General features: G+C 72.4%; 15 protein-coding genes and 1 tRNA gene. 5 read left to right on the forward strand and 11 right to left on the reverse strand.

Translation table 11 applies throughout. The features are described from left to right. Positions 1–93: 93 nt before the first annotated feature. On the reverse strand, positions 94–471 hold the full coding sequence (locus tag ACFWYS_RS15965; protein ID WP_384768179.1) for a hypothetical protein: 378 nt from the start codon (positions 469–471) through the stop codon (positions 94–96). Positions 472–658: 187 nt separating this feature from the next. On the opposite strand from ACFWYS_RS15965, the gene ACFWYS_RS15970 reads away from it, so the two are divergent. Beyond that, positions 659–1,153, forward strand: a complete 495-nt coding sequence (locus ACFWYS_RS15970; RefSeq protein WP_384768182.1) for a DUF3830 family protein — start codon at positions 659–661, stop codon at positions 1,151–1,153. Here the strand turns inward: ACFWYS_RS15970 and ACFWYS_RS15975 are convergent. Both ACFWYS_RS15975 and ACFWYS_RS15980 read right to left on the reverse strand, forming a co-directional pair. Continuing rightward, positions 1,134–2,534, reverse strand: coding sequence for an amidase (locus ACFWYS_RS15975; RefSeq protein WP_384768185.1), 1,401 nt, complete (start codon positions 2,532–2,534; stop codon positions 1,134–1,136). The genes ACFWYS_RS15970 and ACFWYS_RS15975 overlap by 20 nt on opposite strands. Positions 2,535–2,557: 23 nt before the next feature. Continuing rightward, a complete protein-coding gene (locus ACFWYS_RS15980) occupies positions 2,558–3,541 on the reverse strand; it encodes a D-2-hydroxyacid dehydrogenase (protein ID WP_384768187.1) in 984 nt (327 codons plus the stop codon). Positions 3,542–3,769: 228 nt separating this feature from the next. Here ACFWYS_RS15980 and ACFWYS_RS15985 point away from each other — a divergent pair, with 228 nt between their 5' ends. The 3 genes from ACFWYS_RS15985 to ACFWYS_RS15995 all read left to right on the forward strand — a co-directional run bounded on the left by ACFWYS_RS15985 (position 3,770) and on the right by ACFWYS_RS15995 (position 6,545). Beyond that, positions 3,770–4,579, forward strand: coding sequence for an aspartate/glutamate racemase family protein (locus tag ACFWYS_RS15985; protein WP_384768532.1), 810 nt, complete (start codon positions 3,770–3,772; stop codon positions 4,577–4,579). Between the two features lie 36 nt (positions 4,580–4,615). After that, complete coding sequence (locus ACFWYS_RS15990; RefSeq protein WP_384768190.1) at positions 4,616–5,347, forward strand: aspartate/glutamate racemase family protein; 732 nt, start codon at positions 4,616–4,618, stop codon at positions 5,345–5,347. Between the two features lie 91 nt (positions 5,348–5,438). Further along, positions 5,439–6,545, forward strand: a complete 1,107-nt coding sequence (locus ACFWYS_RS15995; RefSeq protein WP_384768193.1) for an LLM class flavin-dependent oxidoreductase — start codon at positions 5,439–5,441, stop codon at positions 6,543–6,545. Positions 6,546–6,569: 24 nt separating this feature from the next. On the opposite strand, the gene ACFWYS_RS16000 is transcribed toward ACFWYS_RS15995, so the two are convergent. Then, positions 6,570–8,390, reverse strand: coding sequence for a putative bifunctional diguanylate cyclase/phosphodiesterase (locus ACFWYS_RS16000; RefSeq protein WP_384768196.1), 1,821 nt, complete (start codon positions 8,388–8,390; stop codon positions 6,570–6,572). A gap of 345 nt (positions 8,391–8,735) precedes the next feature. Here ACFWYS_RS16000 and ACFWYS_RS16005 point away from each other — a divergent pair, with 345 nt between their 5' ends. After that, a complete protein-coding gene (locus ACFWYS_RS16005) occupies positions 8,736–10,316 on the forward strand; it encodes a M6 family metalloprotease domain-containing protein (protein ID WP_384768199.1) in 1,581 nt (526 codons plus the stop codon). 367 nt (positions 10,317–10,683) lie between these two features. On the opposite strand, the gene ACFWYS_RS16010 is transcribed toward ACFWYS_RS16005, so the two are convergent. The 7 genes from ACFWYS_RS16010 to ACFWYS_RS16040 form a co-directional block, all read right to left on the reverse strand. Beyond that, positions 10,684–10,757 (reverse strand) — tRNA-Lys (locus ACFWYS_RS16010). Then, positions 10,748–11,323: a bifunctional DNA primase/polymerase gene (locus tag ACFWYS_RS16015; protein WP_384768202.1), complete on the reverse strand. Its 576-nt coding sequence runs from the start codon at positions 11,321–11,323 to the stop codon at positions 10,748–10,750. The genes ACFWYS_RS16010 and ACFWYS_RS16015 overlap by 10 nt, the downstream gene beginning before the upstream one ends. 154 nt (positions 11,324–11,477) lie before the next feature. Next, a complete protein-coding gene (locus tag ACFWYS_RS16020) occupies positions 11,478–11,843 on the reverse strand; it encodes a hypothetical protein (protein ID WP_384768205.1) in 366 nt (121 codons plus the stop codon). A 185-nt stretch (positions 11,844–12,028) separates the two neighbouring features. Further along, entirely contained in the window at positions 12,029–13,366 is a 1,338-nt protein-coding gene (locus ACFWYS_RS16025; RefSeq protein WP_384768208.1) for an AAA domain-containing protein, read from the reverse strand. Further along, positions 13,363–14,997, reverse strand: coding sequence for a hypothetical protein (locus ACFWYS_RS16030; RefSeq protein ID WP_384768212.1), 1,635 nt, complete (start codon positions 14,995–14,997; stop codon positions 13,363–13,365). Before ACFWYS_RS16030 ends, ACFWYS_RS16025 begins: the two co-directional genes overlap by 4 nt. After that, complete coding sequence (locus ACFWYS_RS16035; RefSeq protein WP_384768535.1) at positions 14,988–16,163, reverse strand: hypothetical protein; 1,176 nt, start codon at positions 16,161–16,163, stop codon at positions 14,988–14,990. The genes ACFWYS_RS16030 and ACFWYS_RS16035 overlap by 10 nt, the downstream gene beginning before the upstream one ends. After that, positions 16,114–17,139, reverse strand: a complete 1,026-nt coding sequence (locus tag ACFWYS_RS16040; RefSeq protein WP_384768215.1) for a phosphatase PAP2 family protein — start codon at positions 17,137–17,139, stop codon at positions 16,114–16,116. The genes ACFWYS_RS16035 and ACFWYS_RS16040 overlap by 50 nt, the downstream gene beginning before the upstream one ends. Positions 17,140–17,156: the final 17 nt, after the last annotated feature.

Genomic DNA, 17,156 nt, shown 5'->3' on the forward strand with positions numbered 1-17,156 from the left:
CCACGGCCCGCCCTTCGCCCCCCCCCCCCCCCGCGCCCCCCCCCCCCGGGGGGGGGGCGCGCCCACGGCGTCGTCGGGGTGCCGGGGAAGTGGCTACCACTTCATCGCGACGGAGGTGTTCTTCTCGTACGACACGGTCAGCTTCAGCTGCCCCTTCGGCATGTTCTTGCAGGTGAACGTCTTGGCCGCCCAGGCCTCACGGACCTCTCCGGTGCACACGATCCGGCCCGCGTGACGCAGGTCCCAGCCGTACAGGTAGCTCTTGTCGCCTCCGTAGTTGTTGACCGTCACCTTCACATCGCCCTTTTTGGGGTGGATCTTGGCGAGCACGCAGTTGGCCGGGCCGCTGTCGCACTTCTTCGCCACCGACGCGGCCCCGGCGGGGGTGGCGCCGAGGACGAGTCCGGCGGTCGTGGCGACCGCGAGGACGCCGAGCAGGGCCGTGCGGGAGCGGCGGGGCGCGATGGTCATCGGGGATGCCTCCTGAACGGGATGCGCTGATGTTTCACGCGAGGTCACGCGTGGCCTCCTCCTGTGCGGGCACCAAGAGTCTCGTGGCCCCCGCACCGCGCTGCCATTGACTCTTGGGGAGGTGACCGAACGGGCAATGGCCCACGCAGGCGCCACACCGGGACGAAGCACGTGCACTGGAGGGCACATGGCCGACCGCCATATCGAAGTTTCGCTGGCCAAGCGTGGAATCACCGCAACCGCAAAGCTGCTGGACGACCGAGCCCCGGTCACCTGCGCGGCCGTATGGGACGCCCTCCCGCTGGGCGGCGACGTCTATCACGCGAAATACGCCCGCAACGAGATCTACGCCCTGTTCCCGCCGTTCGCGCCGGCGGAGCCACCGCTGGAGAACCCGACCGTCACCCCGATCCCGGGAGACCTCTGCTACTTCTCGTTCGCCGGCGCCGAGCTGGGCACCAAGGCGTACGGCTACGACCGTGACGTCCGCCCCGGCACCACGGTCGTCGACCTGGCCCTGTTCTACGAGCGCAACAACCTGCTCCTGAACGGCGATGTCGGCTGGGTCCCCGGCATCGTCTGGGGCCAGGTGATCGAGGGCCTCGACGCTATGGCCGAGGCCTGCAACGACCTGTGGCGCACGGGAGCGGCGGGGGAGACGCTCAGCTTCCGACGGGCCTGAGCCCGGCGACCCCGGCCTCGTACAGCGCGTGCGCCGCCCGCAGCACCAGGTCGTCCCGGTGCCGGGCGGCCACGAGCTGGAGACCGATCGGCAGCCCGGTGCCGTCCGTGCCGACCGGGACCGACGCGGCCGGCTGCTGGGTCATGTTGAACGGGTAGGTGAACGGCGTCCAGCCGGTCCACCTGCGGTGCCCCGAGCCCTTGGGAACCTCGGCGCCCGCCTCGAACGCCGTGATCGGCAGGGTCGGGGTGACCAGCAGGTCGTAGCCGTCGTGGAAGCGGCCCATCCGGCGGCCCAGCTCCATCCGGACGTCCACCGCGGCCAGATAGTCGAGCGCGGACAGCCGGGCACCGGCGCCGCAGATCTCCCTGAGGCCCGGGTCGAGCAACTCCCGCTGATGCGGTCCCAGATGCTGGGTCACCCGGGCCGCCCCTGTGAACCACAGGGTGTGGAAGGCGTCCACCGGGTCGGTGAAGTCGGGGTCGGCCTCCTCGACGTACGCCCCCAGCCCGGCCAGCCCCTCCACCGCCCGCCGTACCGCCGCCGCGACCGCCGGACGCACCGCCACCTGGCCGCCGAGCGAGGGCGAGTAGGCGACCCGCAGGCCCCGCACACCGCCCTCCAGGGCGGAGGTGAAGGAGCCCGGTGCCGGGGGCAGCGCCGACCAGTCGCGGGAGTCGGGCGCGCCGATGACGTCCAGCAGCAGGGCCGCGTCGGCCGCGTCGCGGGTCATCGGGCCGACATGCGCCAGGGTGCCGAAGGCGCTCGCCGGGTACAGGGGGACCCGGCCGTACGTCGGCTTCAGGGCGAAGATGCCGCAGAAGGCCGCCGGGATACGGACACTGCCGCCACCGTCGGTGCCCAGGGCCAGCGGTCCCGCGCCTAGGGCCACGGCCGCCGCCGCGCCGCCGCTGGAGCCGCCCGCGGTGCGGGTCGGGTCGTACGGGTTGCGGGTGACGCCGGACAGGGGCGAGTCGGTGACGCCCTTCCAGCCGAACTCGGGGGTCGTCGTCTTGCCGAGGAAGACGGCGCCGGCCGCGCGCAGCCGGGCCACGGAGGGGGCGTCCTCGGCACAGCCGCCCTTCTCGGGGACGGCCTTCGAGCCCTTGAGTGTCGGCGCCCCGCGCATCAGCAGGATGTCTTTCACGGTGACCGGGACGCCGTCGAGCGGACCGGCCGGTGCGCCGCGCCGCCAGCGCTCGGCCGACTCGGCGGCTCGTGTCAGGGCCTCGTCGGCGGTGAGCCGTACGAAGGCGTTGACCTCCGGCTGGATGCGCTCGGCCCGTTCCAGGGCGGCGCGGGTGGCGTCGACGGGGCTGAACTCTCCTGCCCGGTAGCCGTCGAGGAGTTGTACGGCGGTCAGTTCGGTGAGATCCGTCATGCGTCGCCCTCCAGCCGTAGACGTCAGCGTCCGGGTACGTACCCGCGCTTCTTGTCGACCACGTTCAGCAGCGGTCTGCCCGCCTCCCACCGCTCGTACAACTCCACGAACTGAAGTCCGAGTTCATCACGCCAGCCGATGGTGTCCCCGCTCATGTGAGGCGACACGATCAGCCCCGGCAGCCCCCACAGCGGACTGTCCGCACCGAGGGGCTCGTCCTCGAAGACATCGAGCGCGGCCCCCGCGATCCACCGCTTGGTCAGGGCCTCGGCCAGCGCCTCCTCCACCACGAGCTGCCCGCGCCCGACGTTGATGAACCGGGCCGAGGGCTGCATGACGCCGAAGCGGCGGATGTCGAACATGCCGTGCGTCTGCTCGGTGAGCGGCGCCGCCGCGATCACCCAGTCGGCACGGGCCATCAGCCGGTCGAGGTCGTCGGGTCCGTGGATGCCGGTGCGCGGGACCCGGCCGACCAGCGCGGTGGTGATGTCGAGGGCCTTCAGCGAGCGGGCGATCGTACGGCCGATGGGCCCGGACCCGACCACGCACGCGCGCGTGCCCGCGACCCGCTGCCCCTCCCGGTGCCGCCACTCCCGGGCGCGCTGGAAGTCCAGGGTGCGCGGCAGGTCCTTCGCCATCGCCAGTACCAGCGCGGCGACGTACTCGGCGATCGGCTGGTCGAAGATTCCGCGCGCGTTGGTGACCACCGTGTCCGACGCGGTCAGCTCCGGGCACATCAGGTGATCCACACCCGCGCTCGCCGTGTGCACCCAGCGCGGCCGGGGGCCCTCGCCGGGCCAGGCGTGGCGTACGGCGTGCGAGGTGAAGTCCCAGACCAGCAGGACGTCGGCGGACGGCAGCCGCTCGGCCAGCGTCGACTCGTCGGCGTGCTCGACGCGGGCCCGGCCGGTGAGGCGGCCCAGCCGGGGGAGGGGCTCGGCGTCGAGGACGAGGAGCGTCGGCGGCGGGCCGGAGGCGGGGGACGGACCGGGGGCGGGAGAGGTCATACGGGGTCGCTTCTCCGGAGTGTGAGGGGTCGCTTCTCGGGGGAGTGAGAGGTCGCTTCCCGGGGGTGTGCAGGGACCGGTTCTCGGAGTTTTACTGGAACTGCTGGCCGTCTGACATGCGAGGTTTGACCACGCTCGCACCCGAACCTACCTTCGTCAACACGGTCGTAAATACGGTCCGTTGCTCACCTGTTTCTCGTAGTGAGGGCGGTGCCTGCCATGGACGCCATGGACATCTCCTTCCTCGGCGGCCCCCGCCCGCAGCGCGGTGTCGGAGTGGTCGCCCCGTTCGACTTCGCGCTGGACCGAGAGCTGTGGCGCTGGGTTCCGGACGAGGTCTCGCTGCACCTGACGCGGACGCCGTTCGTCCCCGTCGAGGTCAGCCTCGATCTGGCCCGTCTGGTCAGCGAACACGAGACGCTCGGCGACGGCGTCCGCACCCTGACCGCGATCACCCCCGAGGTCGTCGCCTACGCCTGCACCTCCGGCAGTTTCGTCGGCGGCATCGCGGGCGAACGGGCGATGTGCGAGGCGATGACACGGGCGGGCGCGGTGCCGTCGGTCACCACCTCGGGCGCGCTCCTTGAGGCACTGGCGGAGCTCGGTGTACGCCGGGTGGCGCTGGTGACGCCGTACACCGTGTCGGTGACGCGGGCGCTGGAGGATTACGTGGCCGAGGCCGGGGTCATGGTCACGGGCTGCGCCTTCATGGGCCTGACCCGGCACATCTGGAGGGTGCCGTACCGCGATGTGGCGGACATGGCGCGCAGGGCGGTGCGCCGGGCCGCCGACGCCCTGTTCATCAGCTGCACCAATCTGCCCACCTACGACGTGATCCCCCAACTGGAGGCAGAACTGCGCATCCCCGTGCTCTCGGCCAACCAGGTCACGATGTGGGCGGCACTGCGTCGGCTGGGTACCCGAGCGGTGGGGCCGTATCAGGCGCTGATCGATCCGGCGGCTCGGATCGATCCGTCGGCGCGTGGCGGTCCCGTGCTTCCGGACGTACCGGATGTACCCGAGCAGGAACAGCAGTAGCAGGCAGTAGGCGCAGCGAGGAGCAGGAAGGCCGACATGACCGCACTCGGATTTCTCTACCCGGGCCACTCCGCCGAGGACGACTATCCGCGCATCGAACAACTGCTCGCCAGCGACATCAGGGTCGACCTGGTGCACACCGACATCGGCGAGGACGCGCACCGCGTGGACGCACTGCGCCGGATGGGCTCGGCCGAGCGCCTGGCGGCCGGAGTGGAGGCGCTGCGGCTGACCGGCGCCGAGGCGGTGGTGTGGGCGTGCACGTCCGGCAGCTTCGTCTACGGCTGGGAGGGCGCCCACGAGCAGGTGCGCAGCCTGGCCGTCACGGCGGGCATGCCGGCGTCGTCGACGTCCTTCGCCTTCGTGCACGCGGTACGGGAGCTCGGGGTGCGGCGGGTGTCGGTCGGGGCGACGTACCCGGACGACGTGGCGGACCTCTTCGCGCAGTTCCTGCGGGCGGCCGGCGTGGAGGTGGTGGCGGTCCGCGGTTCCGGGATCATCACGGCGGCGGAGGTCGGGACCTGGGGCGACAAGGAGCTCTTCGCCCTGGCGAGGGAGGCGGACCACCCGGACGCGGAGGCCATCCTCCTGCCCGACACGGCCCTGCACACGGCCTCCTACCTCCCGGCCCTGGAAGAACACGTCTCCAAGCCGGTCCTCACCGCCAACCAGGTCACGGTCTGGGAGGCCCTGAGGCTGACGGACCGCCGCGTGAACGCGCCGGAACTGGGGGCACTGTTCACGAAGGAGCCGATCGTGCAGGTGTAGGGGCTGGGCGGTGGGCGGGAATAAAGCGGAGACAGCCTCCTGTTAATGCCGGGCAGGACAGTGCACGGCATCACCACAGGAGGCACCCACCGTGGCGGCAGAAGACACCCAGACAGACGGGATACGGGGCACGGCACAGGGCACCGCCCCCACGCCCCTCTCCGTACTGGACCTGGTCACGGTCAGCGCGGGCCACACCGCCACCGACGCCCTGCGCACCAGCGTCGAACTCTCCCGCCTCGCGGAGGCCCGCGGCTTCCACCGCTACTGGGTCGCCGAACACCACTCCATGCCCGGCGTGGCCTCCTCGTCCCCCGCGGTGATCCTCGCCCACCTCGCCGCCCACACGAACCGCATCCGCCTCGGCTCCGGCGGCGTCATGCTCCCCAACCACGCCCCGCTGATCATCGCGGAGCAGTTCGGCACCCTGGAGGCCATGGCCCCCGGCCGTATCGACCTCGGCCTCGGCCGCGCCCCCGGCACTGACGGCGCCACCGCGGCCGCCCTCCGCCGCACCGACCTCCTGAGCGAGGGCGCCGACGACTTCCCCGAGCAACTGGCCGAGCTCACCCGTTTCCTCGACGACGACTTCCCGGACGGCCACCCCTACCGCCGTATCCACGCCGTCCCCGGCCCCGTCCAGGCGACGTCACCCGGCGGCGTCCAGTCCCCGCACCGCCCGCCGGTCTGGCTCCTCGGCTCCTCCGGCTACAGTGCCCGCCTCGCCGCGGTCCTCGGCCTGCCCTTCGCCTTCGCGCACCACTTCTCGGCCCGGAACACCGTCCCGGCCCTGGACCTCTACCGGGAGTCCTTCCGGCCGTCCGCCGTCCTCGCCGAGCCGTACGCCCTCATCGGCGTCTCGGCCCTCGCCACCGACGACGAGAAGGAGGCCCGCCGCCAGGTCAGGGCCGCCGCCCTCAGCATGATCCGCCTGCGCACCGGCCGCCCGGGCCTCATCCCCACCCCCGAGGAGGCCGAGGCCCATGAATTCACCCCGCTGGAGCGCGAGTTCGCCGACTCCTGGAACGCCAACGTCGTGCACGGCACCCCCGACGAGGTCCGCGCCGGCCTGGACGACCTCCAGAAGCGCACCGGCGCCGACGAGTTGATGATCACGGGCAACGCCCCCGGCATGGACGTACGCCTGCGCTCCTACGAACTCATAGCGGACGCCTACGCCTTGCCGACCACTCCATGACCAGCTTCTGACCAGCGGGGCCCGTCAGACCCGCACGCCCAGCAACTCGGAGATACGATCCGGCGGCACCGGCCGCGAGTAGAGCCACCCCTGGCCGGTGTCACACCCGATGCTCCGCAGCCGCGACGCCTGCGCGAGCGTCTCCACGCACTCCGCGGTGACCGTCAGGCCCAGCCGGTGGGCGAGCTGGATCATCGCCTCGACCACCACCTCGTCGGCCGGGTTCGGCGGTACGGCCGCGCTGTTGTCGCTCTCGTACTGGAAGCCCCGTACGAAGGAACCGTCCAGCTTCAGCACCGAGACCGGCAGCCTGCTGAGGTAGGCAAGGTTCGAGTAACCCGTGCCGAAGTCGTCGATCGCGATGCGTACGCCCATGTCGCTGAGCGCCTGGAGGGCCTGCAGCGGTCTTCCCGCCGAGCCCATCACCGCCGACTCGGTGAGCTCCAACTGGAGCAGATGCGGGGCGAGTTCCGTCTCGGTGAGGATCCGGGCCACGTCCGCGACCAGGTCCGAGTCCCAGACCTGGCGTACCGCCACGTTCACGCTGACGAAGATCGGCGGCTCGTCGGGGTGCGCCAGCTGCCAGGCGCGGGCCTGGCGGCAGGCCGTCGCGAGGATCCAGCGGCCGAGCGGCACGATCGAACCGTCCTCCTCGGCCAGTCCGATGAACCGATTCGGCGCCAGTACGCCGAACTGAGGATGTTTCCAGCGGACAAGCGCCTCGACGCCGCGCAGCAGCCCGTCCTCCATGCACACCAGCGGCTGGTACTCCAGGGCGAACTCACCGCGCTCGATGGCGGGGCGGAGCGTGGCGGCGAGGGCCTGGCGGGTGATCAGGTGGGCGTTGCGCTCGGGGTCGAAGAGCGTCCAGCGGTCCTTGCCGTCGGCCTTCGCCCAGTACAGCGTGGTGTCGGCGGCCTGCATCAGGGCGGTGGGCGTGGTGCCGCTCGCCTGGCGTTCCACCACGCCGATCGACGCCGACACCGACAGGCGCCGGCCGGACAGGTCGAAGGGGGCCCGCAGCGCTTCGAGCACCGACTCGGCGAGGTCGGCCAGTTGCTCGGTGCCCGTCGAGTCCTCCACGAGCATGGCGAACTCGTCACCGCCGAGCCGTGCCACCAGGGGCGGGCTCGACCGGGCGTAGCCGGCCTCCTCGGCGCAGTGCGTGAGCCGTTCGGCCACGGCGGCCAGCAGACCGTCGCCGACCCGGTGGCCGAGGGTGTCGTTGATCGCCTTGAACCCGTCAAGGTCCAGATAGCACAGGCCGATTCGGCCCGTCGTGCCGCTCTCCTCGTACGACTCCGCCTCCAGCGCCGTCGAAAGCCGCTCGAAGAACAGGGTGCGGTTGGGCAGCCGGGTCACCGGGTCGTGCATCTGCAAGTGCCGCAGCCGGGCCTGGAGTTCACGGTGGGCGCTGATGTCGGCGACGGAGAGCAGGACGCCGCCGGGCTCCTCGCCGGGCAGGGGCGCGACCGTGACCCGGGCCCACAGGGAGTGCCCGTCCGGGTGTTTGAGGCGCCGTGTGCAGCGCAGTCTGGCCTCGCGGCCGCGCAGCACCTCCAGATACGTGTGCCAGGTACGGGCGTCGGAGGCGAGGTCCACCAGGTCGGCGGCTACGGATCCGGCCAACTCCCCGGGTGGCGTGCCGAGCAGGTCGGCGAGCGCGGCGTTGGCGCCGGTGACCAGGCCCTCTCGGTCGACCACGGCCATCGCCAGGGGCGCGGCACAGAAGGCGGACGAGTAGGGCGGAGGCCCGGTACCGGGGGCTGGCTCCGCGTTACTCTCTGTGACGGCCGGCCCGATGAGGTCTGCCGCGGGCGTCGGCCCTTCGGACGTTCCGCTCACCGCTCGCTCCCGCAGTGCACTCGTTCTTCGGATGGGTCTCATCGAATGGCCGGCCGGGGGGCGGTCGGCCGCCGGGCCGTGTCCGTGCAGGAAAGTGTCAGGAAAGTGTGCCGATCATAGAGGCTGGTCCCGGGGCCTTCCACCTACTGTTCAGTGTTCCCACCTGACCCGACCTTCTGACAGATCGTTTCTGCCCGCACCTGGACGCCTTCTTCGGGCCATCGACCAGTTGTGACGTTCCGTGAGCGATTCGGGGGTGTCGATTCTGACGTTTGCCCGGGCCTCTCACCCGTCCGGTGCAGGCAAACAGGACGTAGTACGACAATATGACCCAGGCTGGATGCGGTGTCCCGCGAACCGCACCCGGAGGTCCACGTGCCGCGTCAGTTCCCCCTGCTCCCTGACATGGGTCGGCTGCGGGAATGGCCCCGACTGCGCAGTGTCGCAGCGGTGTTCACCACGATGTCCGCGCTGGCCGCGACCTCCCTGGTCGCGGGCCCCTCCGCCGCCAAGCCGTTCGACACGGGGGCCTGTGCGCTCGAACGCACCGAGGCCCACCACTCCGAGGGCCTGAACACCTGGAACGCCGCCTACCCCCGCCCGGCCCGCAAGCTCGACGCGGTCATGGTCTTCCTGTCCTTCCCGGACGCGACCCCCCACTCGACACCCGCCGAACTGACGGCCGACCACTTCCCGCTCACCACCCACTTCTTCGAACGCGCCTCCTACGGCAGATTCACCCTGCGCCCGCATCCACTGCGGCACTGGCTGCGGATGCCGCGCCCGTCAACGGCGTACGCCATACAGCGCGACTGGAACACGGCCCACCGGGCCGCCTATCTGCGCGACGCGATCGCCGTGGCGGACCGGGAGGTGGACTTCTCCCGCTACGACGTCGTGTATCTCGTCGCCGACCCCGACGCGCCCGGCGTCGACTCGGACGCCACGAAGGTCGTCAACCTGGACACTCCGCTGCGGGCCGACGGTACCGACATCCGGCGTGTCGTCACGGTGTTCGAGAACCATCCGCCGGACCGCCTGGTCCTCGCGCACGAGACCGGCCACATCTTCGACCTGCCCGACCTGTACCACCGCCCGGTGGACGGCAAGGGCGACTGGGACACCTATGTCGGCGACTGGGACCTGATGGGCAGCCAGTTCGGGATGGCACCGGACCTGTTCGGCTGGCACAAGTGGAAGCTGGGCTGGCTGGAGCCGCGGCAGGTGGTGTGCGTGCAGGGGACGGGGGCCGCGGGCGCACGACTGACCCTGGAGCCCCTCGCGGTGGGCCCCGGCGGCATGGGGCAGGCGGTGGCGGCGGGGCCGACGGGGGCGGTGCCGGCTGCGGGAGAGTTCGGTGCGTCTGGTGGATCCGGCGCGTCTGGTGGGTCCAGTGGATCCGGCACGGGCGGTGGATCCGGTGGTGCCGACATGGGCGGTGCGTCCGATGGCGCCGGTACGGGCGGTTCGGCGGGTGTGTCCGGTGGCGCTGACGCGGGGGGCTCGGCGGGTGTGTCCGGTGGTGTCGACGCGGGTGGTTCGTCGGGTGCGCGCGGTTCGGTCGGCGCCGTGCCGGGCTTCGGGCTGGGCAACGGCATCAAGCTCGCCGTCGTCCGCACCGGCCGCGAAAGCGCCCTCGCCTTCGAGGCGCGCGGTCCCGTGGGCAACGACATGCAGGCCTGCCGGCAGGGTGTCCTGGTGTACCGGGTGCGCAGCCAGACCGAGTCCGGCAGCGGTCCGGTCGAGGTGATCGACGCCCACCCGCGTACCGAGGCCTGCTGGGAGGAGTCGGTGTATCCCCCGCTCGCGGACGCGCCGGTCGGGTTGGGGGAGAGCTTCACGGTGCCGGGTGAGGGCGTCCGGGTGGAGGTGGAGGGGCGCACGGCTTCGGGGGCGTGGACCGTGAAGATCGCGACTGGGGGGTAGCGCCCGCGCCAGGTGGGGGGTCGCGTGACGGGTGGGGGATGCGCCGGGGGGTGGCGGTACGCCTGGTGGCGGGGCGGGATGGGGGGTGGTAGGGGCCGCGAGGGTGGGGGAGGACTTGGGCCCGAGGTGGGCGCGGGGTTGGGCCCGACGAGGCGCATGCGAAAAGCCCCCCGCTTCCGCGAGGGGCTGTTTCAGTCTGTGCGCCGCCAGGGACTCGAACCCCGGACCCGCTGATGCTGCATTCCCCGGGGGATAACCCCCGGACCCCCAGCCGCTCCTGCAGGACCCGGGAGACCCCGGGAGGGCCCTGGAGCCTCTGCCCCAAAAGCGAAGGCCCCCCGCAGTTGCGAGGAGCCTTCACCGTCTGTGCGCCGCCAGGGACTCGAACCCCGGACCCGCTGATTAAGAGTCAGCTGCTCTAACCAACTGAGCTAGCGGCGCCTGCTGACGTCGTAGACCTTAGCATCCTGGTCGGCGTGGGGAAAAATCGAAATACGAACGGCCGCACGAGCCGCCCGCACGGCCGCCCAGAGCAGCACCTCGGGACCCGGTAACCAGGGATTACGGGTGTCCGGGGCGACCAGCCAGCGGGAGCCGGAGGAGGCGGCGGCGCCGGATCGGGACGGGACGGTCACCGCGTCTCCCTTGCCGTGGCAGAGGAGCGACGGTACGTCGCCCGCGCGGCCGAACTCCTCCCACCGCAGCAGCGACGGCAGCCGCTGGGCCGTGCCGGGCGCGGCGAACAGCAGCATCCGGCCCCGGGACATCGCCACCGGCCCCGAACCGGGGCCTTCCTCCCACAGCTGGTCGACCATCCGGCGTCCGAAGATCGCGGGTGCGCTCACGATGTCGAAGACCGAACCGCAGGCCAGGACCACGGGGGCTTGCGGCCGCTCGTCCCAGAGGGCCTGGGTGCTCCGCGGATACGGTTCCGCGGAGGCCAGCCAGGCGGCGCCGTCCGTGGTGACGAAGGCGGGGGAGAAGGGGGCGTTGTGTGGGGTGCTCATGGCAGATACATCTACCGACGGTGAACCCTCGGTTCCCGAGAGTTCCCGGAACACGGGACAGGGTGGGGTGGCAGGGCGTATCTTGCCCGCCTGGCATATGCCATGGAGAACTTTGGAGAACTCTCGGCCGGGGTTGGTCACACCGGGCGGCCGGTCATACCGGGTCGACGTGCCCCGGCCCCTCGACCCCCCGCATCAGATCCCTGCCGAACTCGACCATCTTCTTGGCGTAGTCCTCGGTCCACTCGGCCTGCTCGGCGATGTCGGCGGGCGTCAGCCGGTCGAACCGCCGGGGGTCCGCCAGCTGAGCCGCGGCGATGGCCTGGAACTCCACCGCACGGTCCGTCGCCGCCCGGAACGCCTGCGTCAGCTCGGTCGCCCGCGCCAGCAGCGCGCGGGGGTCGTCGATCGACTCCAGGTCGAAGAAGTGCTCCGGGTCGGCGGCCACCTGCGCGGGCTCGAAGAGCAGGGGCGCGGGGCGTAGCCGCGGTTCGTTCCGACGCGGCGTGGGCTCCGCCATGCTGTCTCCTCCTCGTACGTCACCGATGTACGTCACCGATGTACGTCACCGATGTGCGTCACCGATGTACGTCACCGATGTGCGTGCCGATCTCGTGGGTCACCGGCGACCCTGTGAACCGGTCCACCCTCCATTGTCCCGCGCTCGCGCAAGTAGGCGTGTGACGCAGGTCAATGGGGCTTTCATCAACAGGGCCGCCATGCGACCCGATGTTCTCCCAGCCGTGCCAACACCGCGTGATTCGCCTCCCACCCGTCCGGGAACTTCACCACCGTCCCCAGCTGTACCGGCTCCGTCGACGGATAGTCGTCCAGCAGGTCGCTCACGCCCGCCCGGCACACCACGATGCAGGCGTGGCGGTGGCGGGAGGCGAGGACGCACAGGCGGCCCGTTTCCAGGTGGAAGGCGGTGGCGTCGGGGCGGCCGGAGAGGGGGTGGAGGACGACCGTGACGTCGTACTCGCGGCCCTGGAGGCGGTTGGCCGTGTCGACGGTGACGTCCACGACACCCAGCTCGGTCAGGGCCGCCCGGACCGCTGCCGCCTGGTCCCGGTGGGCGGTGCCGACCGCGATCCGGTCGGCGGTGAGGGGCGCGGGGTCGGGTGAGCGTTCCGACGTCGCCGCGCCGCCCCGGTCCAGGAGGCGCCGTACGACCGTCGCGACCGCCCGTACCGCCTCGGGGTCTGTGCGCGGGGTGTGCCGGGCGGGCAGCTCCAGCAGTCCCCAGCCCGACTCCGCCGCCTCGTCGATCACCCGGTCCGGGCCCGAGCCGTCGGACGGGACCGCGAAGGACAGCGAGCGGTCGTCGTGGTCGGTGCCGCTGCGGAAGGGGGTGTACGGGTAGAACGCGTCGGAGACCAGGGGCGCGGCGGACGCCGGGAGGCGCCAGGAGACCGGCAGGCGGTGCTGGGGGAGAGCGGGATTGTGGGCTAGCAGGGTCATCACCGCCGAGGCCGACGGGTCGTACGACAGGCCCGCCCACTGCTCGCTGCCGACGATCGCGAACGGGTCCAGCTGGCCCGGGTCGCCCACGAACAGCGCCCGCTCGAACAGCCCGGCCACGGCGAGCAGCGAGTCGGAGCGCATCTGGTACGCCTCGTCGACGATCGCGTGCCGCCAGGGCTCGTCGACCTTGACGTGCCCCCACTTGGCCGCCGTGGACAGGACGACCGCCAGGCCCGCGAGGTCGGCCGCCTTCGCCGACTTGCGTACGTTCGGCAGGTCGTCCAGCGCCTTGTCGTACGGGTCGGCGTCACTGCTGTGCAGGCGGCCCACCGGCAGCTCGGGGTTCTTCTCGGCGAGCCTCAGCACCAGGTCGTCCACCTGGGCGTTGGTCTGCGCGACGATCATCAACGGGCGCCCGGCGTCCGCGAGTTCCAGGGCGGCGCGGACGACGAGCGTGGACTTGCCGGCGCCGGGCGGGGAGTCCACGACGACCCCGCGCGCCTCGCTGTGCAGGGTGTTGTGCAGGATCGCGGCGGTGGCCTCGGCAGCGGCGGCACCGGGGTCGAGCACGGCGGTCACAGGGTGTCCTCCTCGGTCGGCTGATCGGCGGCCTCGGACACCTGCTCGCCGGGCGGCCCGCCATGGGTCCACGGGGTCTCCTCCGGGTCGGGCAGCTTGGCCCCGCCCCGCTGCTCGTGTTCGAACAGCGTGAAGCAGACCAGGTCGCCCTTCTGCGGCACCGACCCCTCCTCCGGCTCCTTGCCGCGGCCCATCTTGTCCAGCACCCGAAGGACGAGCAGCGTGCCCGCGTGCTCGCCGTCCTGGTTGTCCCGGCCGTCCTCGCCGAGGTCCCCCTCGTAGCCGACGAACTCCGCCGACTGCGGCTTGCCGCCCAGCGACCGGAACACCTTCGCCCGCTCGCCCAGATACGGCCGGTCGTCGGTGCGGACGGTGACCAGCGGGCGCGGACTGGGCCGCTTGCCCTCGCTGTACGCCATCACGACCTCGGTGACCTCGCCCGCGAACGCCTCCCCGGCCAGCCGCCGCCCCGCCATCACCAGCGGATCGTCCAGGGCCTCCTGGGCCTCCAGGCGGGCCTGTTCCCGCTCGCGCGCGGCCAGCTTGTTGGCGGCGGTGACCGCGTCGTCGCGGCGCGGCTGCGGGGGCTCGCCGGCGACGACCCGGTCGCGGTGACCGGTGAACGACCAGCGGTCGCGGGTCCACCGCTCCTCCACCCGCCCGGCCTCGGGCAGCTCCCGCAGCAGGTCGAGGCCGCGCCACACCGCGTCCCAGGCGGGCCGGGTCCGGCTCTCCACGAGGGCGCGGATCTGCCGCTCGGCGGCGGTGAGGTCGCCTAGCCGGTCGTCGGCCTCCAGACCGTCCTCGGCGGCGGCGAGGGCCGTACGCGCGCGGTCGTAGCGCTCGAACGCGGGGGCGAGCAGCTTGTTGTCGAACGCCGGGTCGGTGGCGGGACCGGCCGGCGGGCACAGCAGCTGGCCCTGGGCGTCCCGCGCGAGTTCCGCCCGCAGGGCAGCCTCGGCGCCCGTCTCGCCGTCCGGCGGGTCGATCCAGGCGAGCAGCGCGCCCAGGTGCTGGTCCTCCAGGGTGGACTGGCCGGTCGCCCAGTGCCGGGCCAGTACGTCCGTCATGGCCAGCAGCAGCGAGGAGCCGGGCACGCGGGCCCGCTCGCCGAAGTGGGTCAGCCAGCGGCCGAGCAGCGGCACGCGCGGGGGCGCCGGGTAGGGGGTCTCCGGGTCCTGGTCCGCCGTACGCCGGAAACGCATGGAGCGGCCCAGCAGCCGTACGAAGTCGATGCCCGTGCGATTCGGCACGATCAACTGCGCGGCGTCCGCGCACAGTTCGACCTCGACCTTGACCCGCTTGCCGGTCTCCGGATCGGTCTCGTTGCGCTCGGCGGCCTCCACGGCGTCGGCGTGGGCGTCGAGGTACGGCAGGACGATGTCCGCCAGCTCGGCCAGGAACGTGAACCGGAGGTCCCGGTCGCGCGGCTGCGGTACGACCAGCAGGTGCGGGGCGTCCCGGTCCGTGCCGACCAGGGCGCCGAGCGGGGCGCCGGCCTCACCGGAGGTGGTGAGCGGCACGAAGACGAGCGGGCGGTCCGACAGATGCCGGTGGCGGACGGTCGCTGCGGGCTGGGCGCTGCCCGTGCTGACGGCTTCCAGCCGGGCGAGGGTGGCGATCAGCGACACGGGGCCACCGCCGCCCGGCCGGCCTGCGTGGGTTCCTCGCCCCGTGTCTGCGCATCCCGGCCGAGGGCTTCGGCCCGCAGGTGCGCCGCCCTGCGGAGGGCCGCCACCGCCGGGTCGTCCGGGTCGCCGGACTCGCCGCGGGCCGCCGACAGGACGTCCTCGACCGTCGTCAGACCGCCCAGCTCGGCCCGCACCGAGCGGCCCAGCGACGTCACCGCGTCGGACGCGCGCGAGCGGGCGCGGCAGTGGAAGGCCAGCTCACAGGCGGACAGGCACTCGGGCGCGTAGGTCGCCGGGACCGACTCGACGGCGGCCGTCAGGTCGGCGGCCGGCAGCTCGGGGGAGAAGCAGGTGCCGTCGGGGAGCGCGTCGGCGATGTCCTCGATACGGGTGAGACGGGCCAGCTGCCGGGCGGTCACCGCGCGCTGCTTGCGGACGTCCACGGGCGAGGCGGTGGGGAGGTTGGAGAAGTCCTTGGGGCAGACCAGCAGGACCCGGTCACGCACGCGTGGGGCGGACTCCAGCCGGGCGGCGACCTGTTCCAGCGCCAGTACGTACACCGCCGCCTGGCGTGCGGCCGCGCCGACCTTCGCCGGGTCCGCCGAACCGTCCAGCATCGGGAAGGACTTGATCTCCACGACCGTCCAGCTGCCGTCCGGGTGCACGACGACCGCGTCCGGCTCCAGGAAGGCGGGCGAACCGGCGACGTCCAGCGCGAGCATCGGATGGTCCAGCAGGGTCCACTCGCCGGGCGCTTCGGTGGCCTCCCGCAGGGTGAGGGCCGTACGGGCCGTGCGGCCCTCGGGGCCGGTCGCGGTGAGCTCGGGTACGTGCGCGTGGGCGGGCGGTTCGGCGGTGCGGTCCAGCTTCTCGTGCACCAGCCGCAGCAGCTCCGCGCCGCCGTCCGCCTTGACTTTGGCCTCGAAGGCGTTCCCGCGGGTGAGGGCGAACTGCGACTGGCCGAACGCCGACGGCGAGCCCAGCGCGCTCGCCAGGACCGCCTTGTTCACCCCGGCGCCGTCCAGGATCGCGCGCCGCCTGCAGCCGGGGTTGGCGGCGAGGGCGGCCAAGGCGCGCGCGTCCAGCGCCTTGGCCGGTACGTCCGGACCGCGCAGTTCAGCGAGCCGCTGCCGGAGCGCCGTCCCCCGCGTCCTGGGGAGCGGCACTCGGCTCGGCTTCGGCTCCGAACCTGGACTCGCGCTGCCGTGGAATTCGCTCACCCGCGGAAGTCTGGCATCCGCCACTGACAATTGAGGAAGTCGAGTCGCCGGAGCCCACCGTGACGGGGGTGCCGGAGTCGGCCGGCGCGCCGTCGCCCGACCCGGCCGTGGCGGTCCTGGCCGTGGCGGTCCCGACGGTGGCGACCTGGGTGGCGAAGCGGGACCGGACCCGGTCCGCGGTCCGCATCACATGCGGCGCCAGCAGCAGGCCGACGCCCATCACGGCGGCGCCCGCGGCCGCGTCGAGGAAGTAGTGGTTGGCGGTGCCCATCACCACGATCGTGGTGATCACCGCGTAGGAGACACCCGCGGCCTTCGCGAGGCGCGTCCCGCCGTACCGCCACAGGACCACCGCGCACCACAGGGCCCAGCCGACGTGCAGGCTCGGCATCGCCGCGTACTGGTTCGTCATGCCGCCCAGGCCCCGGGGAGCGCTCGCCTCGCCGCCCCACCAGCCGTACGAGCTGTACTGCGCCATCGTGTCCACGAAGCCGTGGCTCGCGTCCAGCAGCCGGGGCGGGCAGGTGGGCAGCAGGGTGAAGCCGATCAGGCCTATGAAGGTCGACGTCATCAGCCAGGTGCGGGCCGCGCGGTAGTGCACGGTGCGGGATCGGAAGAGCCAGACCAGCAGCACGGGCGTGACCAGGTAGTGCAGCGAGGCGTACCAGAAGTCGGCCGGGACGCCGAGCCAGGGCTCGCGCGTGAAGAGGCGGTTGAGGGGGTGCTCCGCGTTGAGGTAAAGGGCCTTCTCGATGTCCAGGATCGCGAGGCCGTGGTCCACGGCGGAGCTGACGTCGCCGCGGGCGAGCAGCCGGCCCGCCGAGTAGCAGGCGTAGACCAGGAGTATCAGCGGCAGCTCGGTCCACCAGCGCAGGCGGGTCCGCGGCGTCGCCTCCACGCCAGCTATATCGGCGTGTGGCATCCGATCCACTCCCCCTT

Source organism: Streptomyces sp. NPDC059010 (assembly GCF_042740355.1).
In the GTDB taxonomy this organism is placed as follows: Bacteria; Actinomycetota; Actinomycetes; order Streptomycetales; family Streptomycetaceae; genus Streptomyces.